Origin of the sequence: Marinobacter sp. UBA2688 (genome assembly GCF_002352785.1) — a bacterium.
GTDB lineage: Bacteria > Pseudomonadota > Gammaproteobacteria > Pseudomonadales > Oleiphilaceae > Marinobacter > Marinobacter salarius.
Window position 1 is genome coordinate 434,307 of record NZ_DELU01000010.1, and the last position, 17,349, is coordinate 451,655.

The window sequence follows — 17,349 nt, forward strand, 5'->3', positions numbered from 1 at the left end:
AATGCTGGCCCTTATGCGATTGTCAGCATTTCATCATCAGGGGAGACGGCATCACCGACCTTGATGAAGACTTCGCCGATGGTACCGGCTTTCGGTGCCCGAACCTCGGTTTCCATTTTCATGGCTTCGAGAATGATCAGCACATCGCCCTCTTCCACGGCGTCGCCGGGAGATACCAGAACCTTGAAGATATTGCCGCCCAGAGGCGCGACCAAGGGCTCGCCTTCACCCGCAGCCGGTGCAGGCGCGGAAGAGGAAGCAGCAGGTGCGGATGCAGCACCGCCTTCACCCTGAATCTGGCTGATTTCACCGCCTTCGGACACCGCAACAACATACTTCTTGCCATTAACATCGACAGTGTAGGTTTCCGGGCCTTCAGCTTTCTTGGCAGGTGCTGCGTCTTCAGCGGTCGGAACCGGCTCAAATGCATCCGGGTTGTTACGGTTTTCCAGGAACTTCAGGCCGATCTGCGGGAACAGTGCGTAGGTCAGCACGTCGTCCTCAACATTGTCGGCCAGCTTGATGCCCTTCTCTTCCGCCAGCTTCTTCAGCTCGTCAGTCAGCTTGTCCATTTCCGGCTCAAGCACATCGGCCGGACGACAGGTCATCACTTCCTTGCCATCCAGAACGCGCTCCTGCAGCTCCTTATTCATGGCCGCCGGCGCAGCGCCGTACTCGCCCTTGAGGATGGCGGAGGTTTCCTTGGAGATGGACTTGTAACGCTCACCGGTCAGAACGTTCAGTACCGCCTGGGTACCCACGATCTGGGAAGTCGGAGTGACCAGCGGAATGAAGCCCAGGTCTTCGCGAACCTTGGGAATTTCATCCAGAACTTCGTCGAACTTGTCGCTCGCGTTCTGCTCTCGCAGCTGGTTTTCCATGTTGGTCAGCATGCCGCCCGGTACCTGAGCAATCAGGATGCGAGAATCGGTGCCACGCAGGCTGCCTTCAAATTTCGCGTACTTCTTACGCACCTGGCGGAAATAGCTGGCGATTTCCTCAAGCAGGGTCAAGTCCAGGCCGGTGTCACGATCTGTGCCTTCCAGGATGGCAACAACCGCCTCGGTGGGCGAGTGGCCGTAGGTCATGCTCATGGAGGAAATGGCGGTGTCCACGTTATCGATACCGGCTTCCGCGGCCTTGATGGCGGTGGCGGTAGACATGCCGGTGGTGGCGTGGCACTGCATATGGATGGGAATATCCAGCTCTTTCTTCAGACGGCTGACCAGATCAAAAGCTACGTAAGGCTTAAGGATACCGGCCATGTCCTTGATGGCGATGGAGTCCGCGCCCATGTCGGCCACTTCTTTCGCCATTTCAACCCACATTTCGATGGTGTGCACGGGGCTGGTGGTGTAGGCGATGGTGCCCTGGGCATGCTTGCCAGTCTTACGAACGGCCTTGATGGCACGGTCCAGGTTACGCGGATCGTTCATGGCGTCGAAAATCCGGAACACGTCTACGCCGTTCTCGGCAGCACGCTCACAGAAACGGTCGACCACATCATCGGCGTAATGACGGTAACCCAGCAGGTTCTGACCACGCAGCAGCATTTGCTGTTGGGTGTTAGGCATGGCCTTTTTCAGTTCACGGATGCGCTCCCAGGGATCTTCGCCCAGGTAACGGATGCAGGAGTCGAAGGTAGCTCCGCCCCAGGATTCCAAAGACCAGAAACCAACCTTGTCGAGTTTCTCGGCAATGGGCAGCATGTCGTCAAGCCGCATGCGGGTGGCAAGCAGGGACTGGTGGGCGTCACGCAGGATAACGTCCGTAATCCCCAGCGGTTTCTTTGTGTCAGTCATCGTGTCAGCCTTCTGTTTAAAGGTTCTAATCTATCTGCCAGGTCACTTCTTGTGGCGTGACCGGTATTGTGCAATCGCTTTTTTAATCGCTTCAGCGGTGTCAGGATCAACCGACGATGGCGCCGAAGGCCTTGCACGTGGAGTACGGGCCGGAGCAACGGGTTCAGGCGGGCCGAACCGATGGACCAGTTTTGACATGAGCAGGGTTGCAAACACCAATATGATCAGGAATACGAAGACAAACCCCATGCCTGCGACCATCAGATCGATGGCTTGTGACATTAGCTCACTCATAACAAATAGCTACCTGTATTGAGTTGTTGATTTTCCCGAGCCCTTGGCCAGGCCTCGCCAGGAGCGTGGTTTTACCAGCCATTCGGACAGTTCGGGGGGCAAAATCCCGCGTAATTTACCGTTTTCCGACTCACTGAGCAACCTAATTGGCGGTTTCAATAGGTGGTTTCCGAGCTCTCTGGCCCGTACTGACGGGCCTGGAGTGGGCAAAAATCATTCTCATTCATGCATACCGCACACGCATTTTCCGGCCCTTTATACGCCCCTGCTCCAACCTTTTCAGGGCCGTGGCGGCTGATGCCTTCTCCACTGCCACAAAACACTGAAAATCGAATAGATCGATCTTGCCTACAACGGCCCCGGGCAGCCCAGCCTCACCGGTCAGCGCACCAAGCACATCTCCTGGCCGGACTTTGTCTTTGCGCCCACCCGCTATACACAGGGTTCTCATCGCCGGCTCCAGCGGCTGCAACGCAGTTTTCAGCAGCTTGCCTGTATCCCCCCAGGTCACGGCTTGCTTACGCCCGGATTCCAGCCGGTTAATCTTATGGGCCTGCGACGGGGTGCAGAAGGTGACCGCCAGCCCCTGCTCCCCGGCCCGGCCGGTTCGACCGACTCGGTGAGTATGTACTTCCGGGTCCCTGGCCGGCTCCACATTAACCACTAACGGCAAAGATTTTATATCCAGACCGCGGGCCGCCACATCGGTCGCCACGAGCACGGAACAGCTCTGGTTGCCGAAACGAACCAGAACACTGTCACGATCCCTCTGCTCCAGATCACCGTGAAGCGGAAGCGCCGCAAACCCGAGGCCGTTCAGCTCATTGGCGACATCATCACATTGCTGTTTCGTGGTGCAGAAGGCAATGCAGGACGCTGGTTGGTGTAACGACAATAGCGCCGCGACGGCCTGGACTTGCTGTCCGGGCGCGATCTCGTAGAATCGCTCGGTAATATCGGATTCAACAGCCTGACTCTCAATCCTGACGTCAGCCGGCGTATGCTGATATTGCTCGCTCAACTTGCGGATATTCTCGGGCCACGTCGCCGAGAACATCAGGGTCTGCCGTTTTGCGGGCGCCTGGCTGATGATGTCTTCCACCGCGTCCTGGAATCCCATATCCAGCATCCGGTCCGCCTCATCCAGGATGAGGGTTGTGAGCTGGTCCAGCTTCAGAGTGCCCTTTCGTAAATGATCCTGAATGCGCCCTGGAGTACCCACCACAATATGAGCGCCGTGGCTGAGGGAGCCAATCTGGGGGCCGATAGCCACGCCACCACACAGTGACAGAATCTTTACGTTGTCACGGGCCCTTGCCAGCTCACGCAGCGACTTCGACACCTGGTCCGCCAGTTCACGTGTGGGACAAAGTACCAGCCCCTGCACCGAAAAGCGTCGCGGATTCAGCCTTTCCACCAGGCCAATGCCAAACGCCGCCGTCTTGCCGCTTCCGGTCTGCGCCATGGCGATCAAGTCCTTACCTGCCATAGCATGAGGCAAGGCGCCGGACTGAATCGGTGTCGGATTTTCAAAGCCAAGCCTCGACAGGTTCGCGAGCATTGGCTCGGAAAGGCCCAACTGACTGAATGACGGCATAAAAGAAATTCCCGGGGGCAAATGGATAAATAAAGGATGGGTTCGACCAGCAGCGCTGCGGGCGTATACTTGGGGCCAAGTTTACCAGAAATTGCAGACACTCACGGAGCCGTTCATGCCATCACTACAGGATCAGTTGTTGAAAGCCGGCCTGGCCGACGAGAAAAAGGCCAAAGCCATTCGCAACGAGAAACATAAAAAACGCAAACAACAGCCCAAGGGAGCGGTTGAGGTCAATGAAGCGGAAATTCGTGCCCGTCAGGCACGGGAAGAGAAAGCAGAACGGGATCGGCAATTAAACCTTGAGCGCCAGAAGCAGGCTGAGAAAAAGGCCATCCAGGCCCAGATCCGGCAACTGGTCGAAACCAATCGTCTTGATCGCTCGCGGGGTGAGACCTCTTATCAGTTTGTCCACGACAAGAAAATCAAGAAGCTCTTTGTGGACGACACCATGGTGGATCAACTGTCACGGGGAAGGCTGGCTATTGTCTTCGTGAACGACGCCTACGAAGTGGTAGCTGAGGGCGTAGCCCGCAAGATCATGGAGCGGAACGAAAGTGCCGTGGTGGTGTTGCATGACCGCAAGAGTGACGATCAGGGGGATGATGACCCTTATGCCGGATATGAGATCCCCGACGATCTAATGTGGTAAGGCAACAAAAAGCCCCGCTCTCGGCGGGGCTTTTTGTTTAATATGGCGCGGCTGGGAGGATTCGAACCTCCGACCGCCTGGTTCGTAGCCAGGTACTCTATCCAGCTGAGCTACAGCCGCTAAAAACAGTGCCTACTGAAAATGGCGAACTTGGTATAAGTGGCGCGGCTGGGAGGATTCGAACCTCCGACCGCCTGGTTCGTAGCCAGGTACTCTATCCAGCTGAGCTACAGCCGCGCATTCATACTTCCAGATTCAGCAATGTTCTCTTTCTTCTCCGAAAAGAAATGGCGGAGAGGGAGGGATTCGAACCCTCGATACGCGCAATGCGTATGGCTCCTTAGCAGGGAGCTGGTTTCAGCCACTCACCCACCTCTCCTTGAGAACGGGGCGTATACTACCATAATTTTTCTGATTTCATAGGGTTGACACGAGTTTTTTCGAACCGCGCTCCCATAGGTTCAGAAAAGCCGTTCGAGAGACACAAAAAAGCCGCTCGGGTTTCCCTCGAACGGCTTTTTGTCACTCTCAGCTGTTGCCGGGCTCCGGCTCTTCAGAGCCTTTCTCGCTCTGAATTCGCTGATAGATTTCTTCGCGGTGAACCGCCACTTCTTTGGGGGCGTTTACACCAATGCGAACCTGGTTCCCCTTCACCCCAAGGACGGTTACGGTGATTTCATCACCGACCATCAGGGTTTCGCCAACACGGCGGGTCAATATCAACATGTCCTTTACTCCCTTATCCAGAGCTACCTGTTCCGACAAATGTATACTGCTTACTTTTATAGTGGGATCACTTGCCAATCAAAAGCCGCACAATCACTTATACGTACTTATAAAAGCAAAAGCCTGCAAATGATGCCCTTTTTTCGGAAAACCAATGCGAACCGGCTTTTATGTTCGCGTATTTTCAGGCTTCCTCTACCCCGGGCTTGTCCAGTTCGAACGCACTATGCAGTGCCCGAACGGCCAGCTCAAGATATTTTTCGTCAATCACCACGGAGATTTTAATCTCAGACGTGGAGATCATCAGGATATTGATTCCTTCATTAGACAGTGCTGCAAACATTTTAGTTGCAACGCCGGCATGAGACCGCATACCCACACCCACAATACTGACCTTCGCAATCTTGCTGTCGCCGCTAACTTCACGGGCACCCAGTTCGTCGGACACCCGCTGCAGAATGGCCTGGCCACGCTTGAAGTCGTTGCGATGCACGGTGAAGGTGAAATCCGTGCGGTTATCCGCACCCACGTTCTGTACGATCATGTCGACTTCAATGTTGGCATCGCTGATCGGCTGAAGTATACGCAGGGCGCTGCCCGGGGTATCCGGCACACCGGCGATCGTCAGTTTGGCTTCATCACGGTTAAAGGCTATGCCGGAGACAACCGGTTGTTCCATGGCGTTTTCATCCTCAAGTGTAATCAGGGTACCCTCGCCTTCCTCAAAGCTGGAGAGCACCCTTAAAGGAACATTGTATTTGCCTGCAAATTCCACCGAGCGAATCTGAAGAATCTTGGAGCCCAGGCTGGCCATCTCAATCATTTCTTCAAACGTAATTCGCTCCAGCCGGCGCGCGCTGTCCACTACCCGTGGGTCAGTGGTATAGACACCGTCTACATCAGTGTAGATCTGACACTCGTCAGCCTTCAATGCCGCAGCGAGAGCAACAGCAGTAGTATCGGACCCGCCACGACCAAGGGTGGTGATGCTGCCGTTCTCGTCAATGCCCTGGAAACCGGCAACCACAACCACACGACCGGCGTTGAGGTCTTCCCGCATGCGCTGCTCGTCAATCTGCTTGATGCGCGCCTTGGTATGGCTGCTGTCGGTCAGAATTCGAACCTGGGCACCGGTATAAGAGCGCGCATCACAGCCGCGCTTTTGCAACGCCATGGACAACAGAGCAATGGTCACCTGCTCCCCGGTCGAGACCAGCACGTCCATTTCCCGGGGCGTGGGTTCTTCCATGATGTCGTTGGCCAGACCAATAAGACGGTTGGTTTCCCCACTCATGGCAGATACCACAACCACCACGTCATGACCTTCCTTGCGGAAGCGGCATACCTTTTCTGCAACCGCTTCAATCCGTTCTGTGGTGCCCACCGAAGTGCCACCGAATTTTTGAACCAAGAGCGCCATTTCTTTCCCGATACCAAACGTGGACAGACAGCGGGGCAGCGCCCCACCTCAGACGACCAAATGGGCGAGATTATATACACCTGCCCATTTTGGATACAGTTATCTATGCAATATTTTTCTCAACCCAGGCAGGAACACCTGCCAGGGCATCCGCCAGTTTTGATGGGTCGTTTCCGCCACCCTGGGCCATATCTGGACGACCGCCACCTTTACCGTCAACCTGAGCCGCCAGATGCTTCATCAAATCTCCGGCCTTGATCCTGCCAGTCGCCGATTTGGTGACACCGGCCACCAGTGTCACTTTGCCGTCTTCAACACTGGCCAGCACCACAACACCCTCGCCCAGCTTGTTCTTGAGTTGGTCGGCGGTTTCCATCAGCGCTTTGCGATCCGCGCCTTCCATTTCAGAGGCCACCACTTTAAGGCCAGCCACATCCACGGCAGAACTGGCCAGATCGCTACCAGCAGAGCTTGCCAGCTTCGCCTGGAGAGCATTGATGTCCTTCTCCAGCTGTCGATTGCGATCCAGCGTCTGCTGAACTTTCTCGACCAGGGACTCACGCGAGCCTTTGACCAGCTTTGCAGCTTCCCGCAGGGTTTGCTCGGTTTCCTCAACCCATTCCAGAGCGCCAAACCCAGTGACGGCTTCGATACGGCGAACGCCCGATGAAATACCGCTCTCCGATGTGATACGGAACAGCCCGATGTCGCCGGTACGCGCCACATGGGTGCCACCGCACAGTTCCACGGAGTATGCGTCAGAGCCCATGCTCAGGACTCGGACGGTATCGCCATACTTTTCACCGAACAGCGCCATGGCACCTTTGGCCTGGGCCTGTTCCATATCGGTGATTTCGGTCTCAACCGGGGTGTTACCCAATATTTGCTCATTAACCTGACGCTCGATTTCCCGCAACTGTTCCGGTGTTACCGCCTCAAAGTGGGAGAAGTCGAACCGCAGTTTGTCAGGATCTACCAGCGAGCCTTTCTGTGTAACGTGCTCGCCCAGCACATTACGGAGCGCGGCATGCATCAGGTGGGTTGCGGAGTGGTTTTTCTTGGTCCGCTCACGACGAGCGTGGTCGATGCGGGCATCCACTTCCAGACCCGGGAACAACTCGCCTTCAATCACGGTACCGATATGCAGGTGATTGCTGCCCTCTTTCTGGGTGTCAGTCACCTTGAAGCGTCCACCGCTCCAGGTCAGCAGACCGGTATCGCCCACCTGACCACCAGACTCCGCGTAGAACGGCGTGCGCTCCAGCACCAGAACCGCTTCGTCCCCTGCCTGAGCGGTCTTCTCTTCATCACCCACGATCACGGTTCGAATGGTTTCATGGCCGTCGATGTGCTCGTAACCGGTAAACTCGGTAGACCCTTCAATGTTCAGGCCGGCTGCGTTGTAATCCATACCGAACTTGCTGGCCGCGCGGGCACGCTCGCGTTGGCGCTCCATGGCTTTCTCGTAGCCGTCGTAGTCCAGCGTCAGGCCACGTTCACGGGCAATGTCGTTGGTCAGATCAACCGGAAACCCGTAGGTGTCGTAAAGGGTAAAAATGGTTTCGCCCGGAATCTCGGAACTCTTCAGCGCGGCAATGTCCTGCTCCAGCAGGCGCAGACCTTTGTCCAGAGTCTTGGCAAACTGCTCTTCTTCCTGCAGCAACACTTTTTCAATCTGCTTGCGGCTACTGACCAGTTGCGGGAAGGCGTCGCCCATCAGCTCAACCAATGCGCCAGTCAGCTTGTGGAAGAAAGGCTGTGTGGCACCCAGTTTGTTGCCGTGGCGCGCAGCCCGGCGGATGATGCGGCGCAGTACAAAGCCACGCCCTTCGTTGGACGGCATCACACCGTCAGAAATCAGGAAGGCACAGGAGCGGATGTGGTCGGCCACCACTCGCAGCGACGCTTCTGTGGTTTCAACACCACCAAGAATGTCGGAGGCTGCGTTGAGCAGGTCCTGCATCAGGTCGATTTCGTAGTTGCTGTGAACACCCTGCAGCACCGCGGTGATGCGTTCCAGGCCCATGCCGGTATCCACCGAGGGCTTGGGCAGGGGCAGCATTTCACCGTCCGCCTGGCGGTTGTACTGCATGAACACCACGTTCCAGATTTCTATGTAGCGGTCACCGTCTTCTTCCGGACTACCAGGAGGACCACCAGCCACATCCGAGCCATGGTCGTAAAAGATTTCGGTACAGGGACCACAGGGACCGGTATCGCCCATCTGCCAGAAGTTGTCGGATGCGTATGGGGCGCCCTTGTTGTCGCCAATCCGCACGATACGATCTGCAGGAACACCAATCTCCTGGTTCCAGATATCAAAGGCTTCGTCGTCGGAGGCGTAAACGGTGACCCAAAGCTTTTCCTTTGGCAGCTTCAGCCAGTCGTCGCCGGTCAGGAAGGTCCAGGCAAAATTGATGGCTTCACGCTTGAAGTAGTCGCCGAAGCTGAAGTTACCCAACATTTCGAAAAAGGTATGGTGGCGCGCGGTATAGCCTACGTTCTCAAGATCATTGTGCTTACCGCCTGCACGCACGCATTTTTGCGTGGTCGTCGCTCGACTGTAATCGCGCTCTTCGCGACCCAGGAACACGTCTTTGAACTGGTTCATTCCCGCGTTGGTAAACAACAGGGTCGGGTCGTCCGCCGGCACCAGTGAACTGCTCGGCACAATGGCATGGCCCTGCTGTTTGAAGTAATCGAGAAACGCCTGTCGCAACTCTGCGGTTTTCATAGCCCTTTGATACCCTTCTATAAACCCGTGCGGGTCCACGTTTAAAGACACATACTTACATGCGCTTGCAAATCCGCTACTCTAGCACACGCCGAGAACAGGAAAAACGTGAAACATCACAGGAGACGCCATGCCCCGCCGCTTTCATACCGCTGAGGAACTCCTTCCTCCCGCTGCATTCATCAAGCGACTGATGGCGGTGATTTACGATTCGTTGATCAGCATAGCGGTGCTACTGGTAACTACCTGGATGTACACCCTCGTGGCGGGCTGGGTGACCGGGTGGGACCAGTATGAAGCGATGGCGGAAGCGGGTACTCTGAAGGCAGACCCACTGCTCACATTTGTGCTGTTCCTGGCGCTGTATCTGTTCTTTGGATACTTCTGGACCAAAAACGGCCAGACACTCGGCATGCAGGTGTGGCGCATTCGCATTGAGAACCTGGACGGCACGTCCGTGTCCTGGACACAGGCCCTGAAACGATACGTGGCCGCGGCGGCCATCCTGTTCGTCGCGCTGCTGGGTGCCTATTACCTGAACGCAGCCACCCTGTTCCTGACCATCCCGGCGATCCTGGCGTTGTTCTACCCGATCAACGGGCTGTCGCTGACCGACCGTGCTTCCGGCAGTATCGTTGCCACAGTCCCCAAAGAACCCAAAAAGAAGTAGCTAACCGGCCCTCTTCATCAGCACCGCACCAACCACCGCATTAATCGCGATTGGCAGGACGATTGCCAATACCGGGTTGAAGCCAAACACCAGGCTCATGGGGCCCAGCAGGTCCTGCATGTACTTGAACAACAGCCCCACAATGAGGCCTGTAAAAACCCGGAACCCCATGGTAACGGATCGGAGCGGGCCGAAAACGAACGAGATGGCGACCAACACCATGACCGCTGTGCCTAGCGGCATCAGCACCTTCTTCCAGAAGGCCAGCCAGTAGTTGGCGGCATTAAGCCCCTGCTCTCCCAGATAGCTCGCGTAGGTATAGAGGCCGGAGATCGCAAGGTCTTCCGGTTTTACAATCAGCACACTGAGAACGCTGGGCGACAGACCGGTTTCCCAGCGCAAGGCCCGGTGCGTCTCCTGGGTGGTTCTTTCATCGCCCAGCCGGGTGGTGGCCACGTTCTCAAGCAGCCAGTGATCGCCCTGATAAATCCCTCTTTCAGCGAAACTGGCGGACACCAGCCAACGTTCTTCATCAAATCGGAACAGCGACACTCCATGCAAGACGCCGTTGGGCTGAACCGCATTCAGGTGCATGAACACATCGCCCTCCCGATGCCAGATACCGGAGGCAGACGCAATGCTTTCACCCGCGCCCTGGGCCACGGTCTTCTGGCTCTGAGCCATCCGTTCAGCCGGTGGCGCGATGTACTCGCCAATCAGCACACCAAGAACCACCACCACCAGGGTTGGCTTCATGGCGGACCAGACAATCCGCTTGAGAGAAACGCCCGCGGCCCGGATAACGGTGAGCTCCGACGAACTTGCCATGGTGCCGAGGCCAACCAGGCATCCCATAAAGGCGCCGAGCGGGAGATAGTCATAGATGCGCCGCGGCAACGTCATAAGCACATACAGCAACGCCTGGAGCGTCTGGTAATCGTTTTCCGCGTCGTCCAACTCGGCGATAAACGCGAAGATCAGGTCCAGGGACAGCACCACCAGCATCACCAGGAACATGGCACCACCCACCGTGCTCATCACATAGCGATCGATCTTACGCATGTTGCCGCGCCTCCTTCAGCAGGCGACGGCGGTAGAGCCAGGCAGGCCCGAACTGCAGCCATAACCCGAGGGCCAGAAACAGGGCGTGTACCCATAGCAACCCGATCCATTCGGGCACCTTGCCACCTTCGAGGGCATCACGGGCCACGATGAGCAAACCAAGGTAAGTGATATAGACCAGCATGGCCGGCAACAAGTGGAAAAACCGCCCCTGCCGGGGATTCACCCGGCTCAGGCGCACAGCCAGCAGGGTGACAATCGGCACGATGAGCGGCAGCGTGAATCGCCAGTGCAGCATGGCGCGGTGCTCCGGATCATCCGACGCCATCAAGGCGGAGGTCGCAAGCCCTTCCTCCAGCTCTTTCTCGCCCGCACTGCCACTGCGGATCTTGAGCCCGTAGGCTTCGAACCCGGTAACGTCGTACGCCAATTGCCCCGGCAACCCCTCAAAACGGGCACCGTCTTCGAGCACCAGGAAGCGGCTGCCGGTTTGCTCATCAATAAACTGGGACCCTTCCCGGGCGGTAATGAGGGTAAGACCCTTACCGTCCTCATTGTGCTCGGCAATGAACACACCCTCGAGCCGACGCTTGTCTTCACTCAGCGCTTCCGTGTAAGTCACACGTTCGCCAGACGACAACGACTGGAAGCGACCCGGCGCCAGCATCTCAAATTCCGTCGCCTGGCGTTGCTCGTTGAAGATTCCCTCGACCTTCTTCATGCCCCAGGGAGACACGTAGAGGCTCATACCCCCCACCACCAACATCACCGGGATACAGCCCAAAAGTGTTTTCATCAGCAGCTGTTTGTCGCTCACACCGCAGGCAAACAGCACCGTCATTTCACTTTCCAGGTACATGCGCCCGTATGCCAGCAGGATGCCGATAAAAAACCCCAGGGGCAGGATCAGTTCAAGGAAGCCGGGAAAGCGATAAGCCATGATCTGGAACAACACGTCGCCCGCCAGCTCCCCGGCAGCAGCGTCCGCCAGGTACTTGATAAACCGGCCGCTCATGAACACCAGCAGCAGAATGCCAGATACGGCAAGCATGCTGATGATCACCTGGCGGGTAAGGTATCGGAAAACGATGTTCAAATCGGTCTCTCAGAGCCGGATGCGACCGGAGTCGATGGAAAACAGGATTCGCCGTATTCTAAGTAACCTTGGTGCCGAATGACAGAGCACAGGCGTTAACAACCTGTCAGCGCTTGATAATTTACCCCCAAACCCCAATGCTATAGGCATTCGGACATTCAAGCCCGAGGCCGGGCCTGTCCTCCATCAGAATAACCAACGGGAGTTGCTATGAATTTTACTCTGAGCAGTAAGCCCATTTCGGATACCAAAGCGGATTGCCTGGTTGTCGCCCTGCCCGAAAAAGGCGACTGGCCCGCCTCAACCACACAAGCAAACGAAGCCCTGGGCGGACTGATCAAGACCCTGCAGAAGAACGGGGATGCTACCGGTAAGAACGCAACGACCCAACTGATTCCTCTCGAAGGCCAGCCGTGGTCCCGGCTTCTGCTGGTTGGCACCGGAATTGACAAGGACCGCACACCAGCCAACTATCGTAAAGCCCTGATTGCCATGGCTGGGCAAATCAAGGACGGTCCCTCCAAACACGTACTGGTCGGCTTGAGCGACACCCTCGTCACTGGCGAAGACGCCACCAGCTCGGAAGCAGCGCGCCTGAACCTGATCGGCCGCACACTGGAAGAGCAGTTCTACCGCTTCAACGAGTTCAAGAGCGAGAAGCCGTCAGACCGCAAGCTTGGGAAAGTCACCGTTGCCGCTTCATCCGCCGGCAAGGCTTTGAAGGACGCCTTCAATCTTGGCCTGGCTACAGGGCGCGGCATGAACTTCACCCGCGACCTGGGCAACACCCCGCCGAACATCTGCCACCCTACCTGGCTGGCTGAGCAGGCTGAGAAACTGGCCAAAGACAACGACGTCATCAAGACCGACGTGCTGGACGAAAAGCAGATGCAAAAGCTGGGCATGCACAGCCTGCTGTCCGTGTCTGCCGGCAGCGCCCAACCCGCCAAACTGATCGTGATGGAATACCGTGGCGGCAAGGCGAAAGACAAGCCTTACGTCCTCGTGGGCAAAGGCATTACCTTTGACACCGGCGGCATCAGCCTCAAGCCCGGCGAAGGCATGGATGAAATGAAGTACGACATGGGTGGCGCCGCCGCCGTGTTCGGCGCCATGAAAACCATTGCCGAGACCAAACCGAAGATCAACGTGGTTGCCGTAATCGCCGCCGCCGAGAACATGCCCAGCGGTACTGCGACACGCCCGGGTGACATTGTTACTTCCATGTCTGGCCAAACCATCGAAATCCTGAACACCGACGCAGAAGGCCGCCTCGTATTGTGCGACGCCCTCACCTACGTCAAGAAATTCGACCCGGAAGTGGTCGTCGACATGGCCACACTGACTGGCGCCTGCATCATCGCCCTGGGCAGCCATGCCACCGGCCTGCTGAGCAACAACGACACCCTGGCCAACGAACTGCTGGCCGCTGGTGAACGCGCTGGTGACCGCGCCTGGCGCCTGCCTCTGTGGGACGAATACCAGAGCCAGCTCGACAGCAACTTTGCTGACATGCAGAACATTGGTGGTCGCCCGGCCGGCACCATCACCGCTGCCTGCTTCCTGTCCCGGTTCACCAAGGACTACCCCTGGGCTCACCTGGACATTGCCGGCACTGCCTGGCTCTCCGGCAAAGCCAAAGGCTCGACTGGCCGCCCGGTACCCATGCTGGTCGACTACCTGATGTCTCATGCAGGAAAGTAATCCGGGCTCACAGGATGAACGGAACCAGTCCTACTGGTTCCACATCCTCGCCCAGAATACCCCTGCTGCCCGCAATCTCCACACCGCCAAGCTGGTGGACAAGGCGCGCCAGCAGGGAGACCGTGTAGGCGTCGTCTGTGACACCATGCAACAGGCTCAGGAACTGGACGACCTGCTCTGGAACTTCAGCCCCGAGGCTTTTATACCCCACAGCATCGTGCCGGACTCCGCCACGACCTGCACTGATCCCGTAGGGATATTGCTTTGCCAACCGGTCGCAGAAGACTGGGACACGGTGATCATCCTCTCATCCGCCCTGCCTGCGGACGCAGACCGGTTTAAACGATTGGCGCTGGTTGCCCATAACGACGAAACGGTGTTGAGTCAGGCACGATCGCATTTCAAGCAGTTACGGGCATTGGGAATTGAGCCTCGAGTGCATGACCAAAGGAAGCGGTGAGACGCAAAACAGGCTCACAATCAAACCCGGGTAAAACCATCGAACACAGTCGAGACAACTCGGACTCCATAAGGGTATGGGGGTAGTTTGAATTTCGGACAGCAAAAGGTGTCTGAGCGCAGCGAGTTCTTTTTCTTTCCGAAATTCAAACTACCCCCATGCCCCTGCACCCCAAGGTTCGCCGCAACCCAAGTGAGCATGTATAATCAGACGCCTTGAATTTCCCTTGTGAATCAACCAAACGGTCACCAGCAGAAACCCATGGAAAAAACCTACCAGCCAGAAAACATCGAGCGCCAGTGGTACGAAAACTGGGAATCCAAAGGGTACTTCCGCCCCCGTTCAGAAAAGGCGGAGGGGGGCGAAGGCGAATCCTTCAGCATCGCCATCCCACCGCCCAACGTCACCGGCAGCCTCCACATGGGCCATGCGTTCCAGCACACCATTATGGACACGCTCACCCGCTTCAAACGTATGCAGGGCCGCAACGCCCTCTGGCAGGTAGGCACCGACCACGCCGGTATCGCCACCCAGATGGTGGTTGAACGTAAGCTCGCGGCGGAAGAAGACAAAACCCGTCACGACCTTGGGCGGGAAGAGTTCATCAAGCGCATCTGGGACTGGAAGACACATTCCGGTGGCACCATCACTGGCCAAATCCGCCGCCTGGGTAACTCAGTGGACTGGGACCACGAACGTTTCACAATGGACGACGGTTTCTACAAAGCCGTGCAGGAAGTGTTTGTCCGTCTGTACGACGAAGGCCTGGTTTACCGTGGCAAGCGCCTGGTCAACTGGGACCCGAAGCTGCATACCGCCATTTCCGACCTTGAGGTCGAGAACAAGGAAGAGAAAGGCTTTTTCTGGCACCTTCGCTATCCGCTGGCCGACGGCGAAAAGACGCAGGATGGCAAAAGCTATCTAGTGGTAGCGACTACTCGCCCGGAAACCATGCTTGGCGATACCGCCGTGGCCGTGCACCCGGACGATGAGCGCTACCAGCACCTGATTGGCAAGTTCGTCGACTTGCCCCTGGTAGGCCGACGCATCCCCATCCTCGCAGACACTCATGCCGACCCTGAAAAAGGCAGCGGTTGCGTCAAGATCACCCCCGCCCACGACTTCAACGACTACGCCGTGGGCAAGCGCAACAACCTGGTGATGATTAACGTCATGACCCAGGACGCCTGCATCCGCGATGTGGCCGAAGTCGTCAACGCCGATGGCACCGAGAATACCGATGTCGACGGCAGCCTGCCGGCTGCGTACGCCGGCCTTACCCGCGAACAGGCCCGTAAGCAGATCGTGGCGGATATGGACGCCGAAGGCCTGGTACAGGAAGTCGAAGACCACGTGCTGAGCGTGCCACGGGGCGACCGCTCTGGCCTGATCATCGAGCCCATGCTCACCGACCAATGGTTTGCCGATGCCAAAACCCTGGCCAAGCCGGCGATCGAAGCGGTGGAAGACGGTCGTATCCAGTTCGTGCCCAAGCAGTACGAAAACATGTACTTCGCCTGGATGCGGGATATCCAGGACTGGTGCATCTCCCGCCAACTGTGGTGGGGCCACCGTATTCCCGCCTGGTACGACGCCGAGGGCAATATCTACGTCGGTCGTAGTGAAGAGGAAGTCCGCCAGAAACACAATCTTGCCGCCGACCTGCAACTGAACCAGGACGACGACGTGCTCGACACCTGGTTCAGCTCCGCCCTGTGGACCTTTGGTACCCTGGGCTGGCCGGAAATCACCGAGCGGTTAAAAACTTTCCACCCCACCAACGTTCTGGTGACCGGTTTTGACATCATTTTCTTCTGGGTGGCCCGGATGATTATGATGACCATGCACTTCATGAAGAATGAGGATGGCACGCCTCAGGTACCGTTCAAGACGGTGTATGTGACCGGCCTGATCCGCGACGAGCACGGCGACAAGATGTCCAAGTCTAAGGGCAACGTGATTGACCCACTGGACATGATCGACGGCATCGAACTCGATGACCTGCTGGAGAAACGCACTGGCAACCTGATGCAGCCCAAACTGGCCGAGAAGATCGGGAAGCGCACCCGGAAGGAATTCCCGGAAGGCATTACCGCTCATGGCACAGATGCCCTGCGCTTCACCCTCTCCGCCATGGCGACCACCGGCCGCGACATCAACTGGGACATGAAACGCCTGGAAGGCTATCGTAACTTCTGCAACAAGCTGTGGAACGCTGCCCGTTACGTGTTGATGAATACAGAGGGCGAGGATTGCGGTGTCAACGGTGAGGCCGTGGATTTGTCGCTGGCAGACCGCTGGATCATCAGCGAGCTCCAAACCTGCGAACAGGACGTGATCCGCCATCTTGACCAATACCGGTTCGACCTGGCCGCCTACGCCCTGTATGAGTTCATCTGGAACGAATACTGCGACTGGTACCTGGAACTCTCCAAGCCGGCGTTGAACGACGACAACGCCAGTGCGGAAGCCAAACGTGGCACCCGCCGCACCCTGGTACGGGTGCTGGAAGCGGTCCTTCGCCTGGCGCACCCGATAATGCCGTTCATTACCGAAGAAATCTGGCAGCGCATCGCACCCCTGGCCGGTAAGAGTGGTGACAGCATTATGCTCCAGCCCTACCCCCAGCCAGATGCCAACAAGCAGGACTCTGCGGTTGCCGCCGATATTGAATGGCTGAAAGGAGTGATTGTTGCCGTTCGGAATATCCGTGGCGAGATGAACATCTCCCCGGCAAAAGCCATCCCGGTGCTTCTGCGTGGTAAAAACCCAGACGACAAACTCCGTTTGGATGAGAACCGGCAATTCCTGTCATCGCTGGCGCGCCTGGACAGCCTGGAGTGGTTCACCGAAGGCGAAGCCCCCATGTCGGCCACCCAATTGGTTGGCGAGATGGAAGTACTGGTACCCATGGCCGGCCTGATCGACAAGGACGCCGAACTCAAGCGACTGGACAAGGAGCTGGAGCGACTGCAAAAAGAAGTAGGCCGGCTGGAAGGAAAGCTTGGCAATGAAAAATTCACTGCCAAGGCGCCGGCCGAGGTGGTAGAAAAAGAGAAGGAAAAGCTCAGCGATGCCCAGGGCAGCATGAGCCGGCTCAGCGAGCAGCGGGCCGCCATCGAGGCCATGTAA

At 57.1% G+C, this 17,349-nt stretch carries 13 protein-coding genes and 3 tRNA genes; 5 read left to right on the top strand and 11 right to left on the bottom strand.

Going from position 1 to position 17,349, the window contains the following annotated elements:
* Positions 1–11: 11 nt before the first annotated feature.
* From oadA to dbpA, 3 genes are all read right to left on the bottom strand, one after another.
* Entirely contained in the window at positions 12–1,802 is a 1,791-nt protein-coding gene (oadA, locus tag B3M52_RS06745; RefSeq protein WP_075195257.1) for a sodium-extruding oxaloacetate decarboxylase subunit alpha, read from the bottom strand.
* A 42-nt stretch (positions 1,803–1,844) separates the two neighbouring features.
* Positions 1,845–2,096, bottom strand: a complete 252-nt coding sequence (locus B3M52_RS06750) for an OadG family protein (protein WP_036206745.1) — start codon at positions 2,094–2,096, stop codon at positions 1,845–1,847.
* Positions 2,097–2,319: 223 nt separating this feature from the next.
* Positions 2,320–3,693: an ATP-dependent RNA helicase DbpA gene (dbpA, locus tag B3M52_RS06755; protein ID WP_151981885.1), complete on the bottom strand. Its 1,374-nt coding sequence runs from the start codon at positions 3,691–3,693 to the stop codon at positions 2,320–2,322.
* Between the two features lie 115 nt (positions 3,694–3,808).
* Between dbpA and B3M52_RS06760 the strand changes: the two genes are divergently transcribed.
* Entirely contained in the window at positions 3,809–4,345 is a 537-nt protein-coding gene (locus B3M52_RS06760) for a DUF2058 domain-containing protein (protein WP_151981883.1), read from the top strand.
* Between the two features lie 43 nt (positions 4,346–4,388).
* Here the strand turns inward: B3M52_RS06760 and B3M52_RS06765 are convergent.
* The 6 genes from B3M52_RS06765 to alaS form a co-directional block, all read right to left on the bottom strand.
* A tRNA-Arg gene (locus tag B3M52_RS06765) sits at positions 4,389–4,465 on the bottom strand.
* 40 nt (positions 4,466–4,505) lie between these two features.
* Positions 4,506–4,582: transfer RNA gene (locus B3M52_RS06770), tRNA-Arg, on the bottom strand.
* Between the two features lie 51 nt (positions 4,583–4,633).
* Positions 4,634–4,724: transfer RNA gene (locus B3M52_RS06775), tRNA-Ser, on the bottom strand.
* 149 nt (positions 4,725–4,873) lie between these two features.
* Complete coding sequence (gene csrA / locus B3M52_RS06780; RefSeq protein ID WP_007155535.1) at positions 4,874–5,071, bottom strand: carbon storage regulator CsrA; 198 nt, start codon at positions 5,069–5,071, stop codon at positions 4,874–4,876.
* Between the two features lie 184 nt (positions 5,072–5,255).
* Positions 5,256–6,491, bottom strand: a complete 1,236-nt coding sequence (locus tag B3M52_RS06785; RefSeq protein ID WP_075195259.1) for an aspartate kinase — start codon at positions 6,489–6,491, stop codon at positions 5,256–5,258.
* Positions 6,492–6,594: 103 nt separating this feature from the next.
* Positions 6,595–9,225, bottom strand: coding sequence for an alanine--tRNA ligase (alaS, locus tag B3M52_RS06790; protein ID WP_286749174.1), 2,631 nt, complete (start codon positions 9,223–9,225; stop codon positions 6,595–6,597).
* A gap of 130 nt (positions 9,226–9,355) precedes the next feature.
* Between alaS and B3M52_RS06795 the strand changes: the two genes are divergently transcribed.
* The gene (locus tag B3M52_RS06795; RefSeq protein WP_286749176.1) at positions 9,356–9,895 is read left to right on the top strand and encodes an RDD family protein; all 540 of its coding nucleotides are present in this window, start codon (positions 9,356–9,358) and stop codon (positions 9,893–9,895) included.
* On the opposite strand, the gene lptG is transcribed toward B3M52_RS06795, so the two are convergent.
* Together lptG and lptF are read right to left on the bottom strand one after the other, a co-directional pair.
* The gene (gene lptG, locus B3M52_RS06800; protein WP_286749178.1) at positions 9,896–10,957 is read right to left on the bottom strand and encodes an LPS export ABC transporter permease LptG; all 1,062 of its coding nucleotides are present in this window, start codon (positions 10,955–10,957) and stop codon (positions 9,896–9,898) included.
* Positions 10,950–12,053 (bottom strand): LPS export ABC transporter permease LptF, encoded by a 1,104-nt coding sequence (gene lptF / locus B3M52_RS06805; protein ID WP_286749180.1) that lies wholly within the window; start codon positions 12,051–12,053, stop codon positions 10,950–10,952. Before lptF ends, lptG begins: the two co-directional genes overlap by 8 nt.
* Positions 12,054–12,263: 210 nt before the next feature.
* Between lptF and B3M52_RS06810 the strand changes: the two genes are divergently transcribed.
* The 3 genes from B3M52_RS06810 (at position 12,264) to B3M52_RS06820 (ending at position 17,349) form a co-directional block, all read left to right on the top strand.
* Positions 12,264–13,757 carry a leucyl aminopeptidase gene (locus tag B3M52_RS06810; RefSeq protein ID WP_286749182.1) on the top strand — a complete coding sequence of 498 codons (1,494 nt, stop codon included), beginning with the start codon at positions 12,264–12,266 and terminating at the stop codon, positions 13,755–13,757.
* A complete protein-coding gene (locus B3M52_RS06815) occupies positions 13,744–14,217 on the top strand; it encodes a DNA polymerase III subunit chi (RefSeq protein WP_286749184.1) in 474 nt (157 codons plus the stop codon). Before B3M52_RS06810 ends, B3M52_RS06815 begins: the two co-directional genes overlap by 14 nt.
* A 261-nt stretch (positions 14,218–14,478) precedes the next feature.
* Complete coding sequence (locus tag B3M52_RS06820; protein ID WP_286749185.1) at positions 14,479–17,349, top strand: valine--tRNA ligase; 2,871 nt, start codon at positions 14,479–14,481, stop codon at positions 17,347–17,349.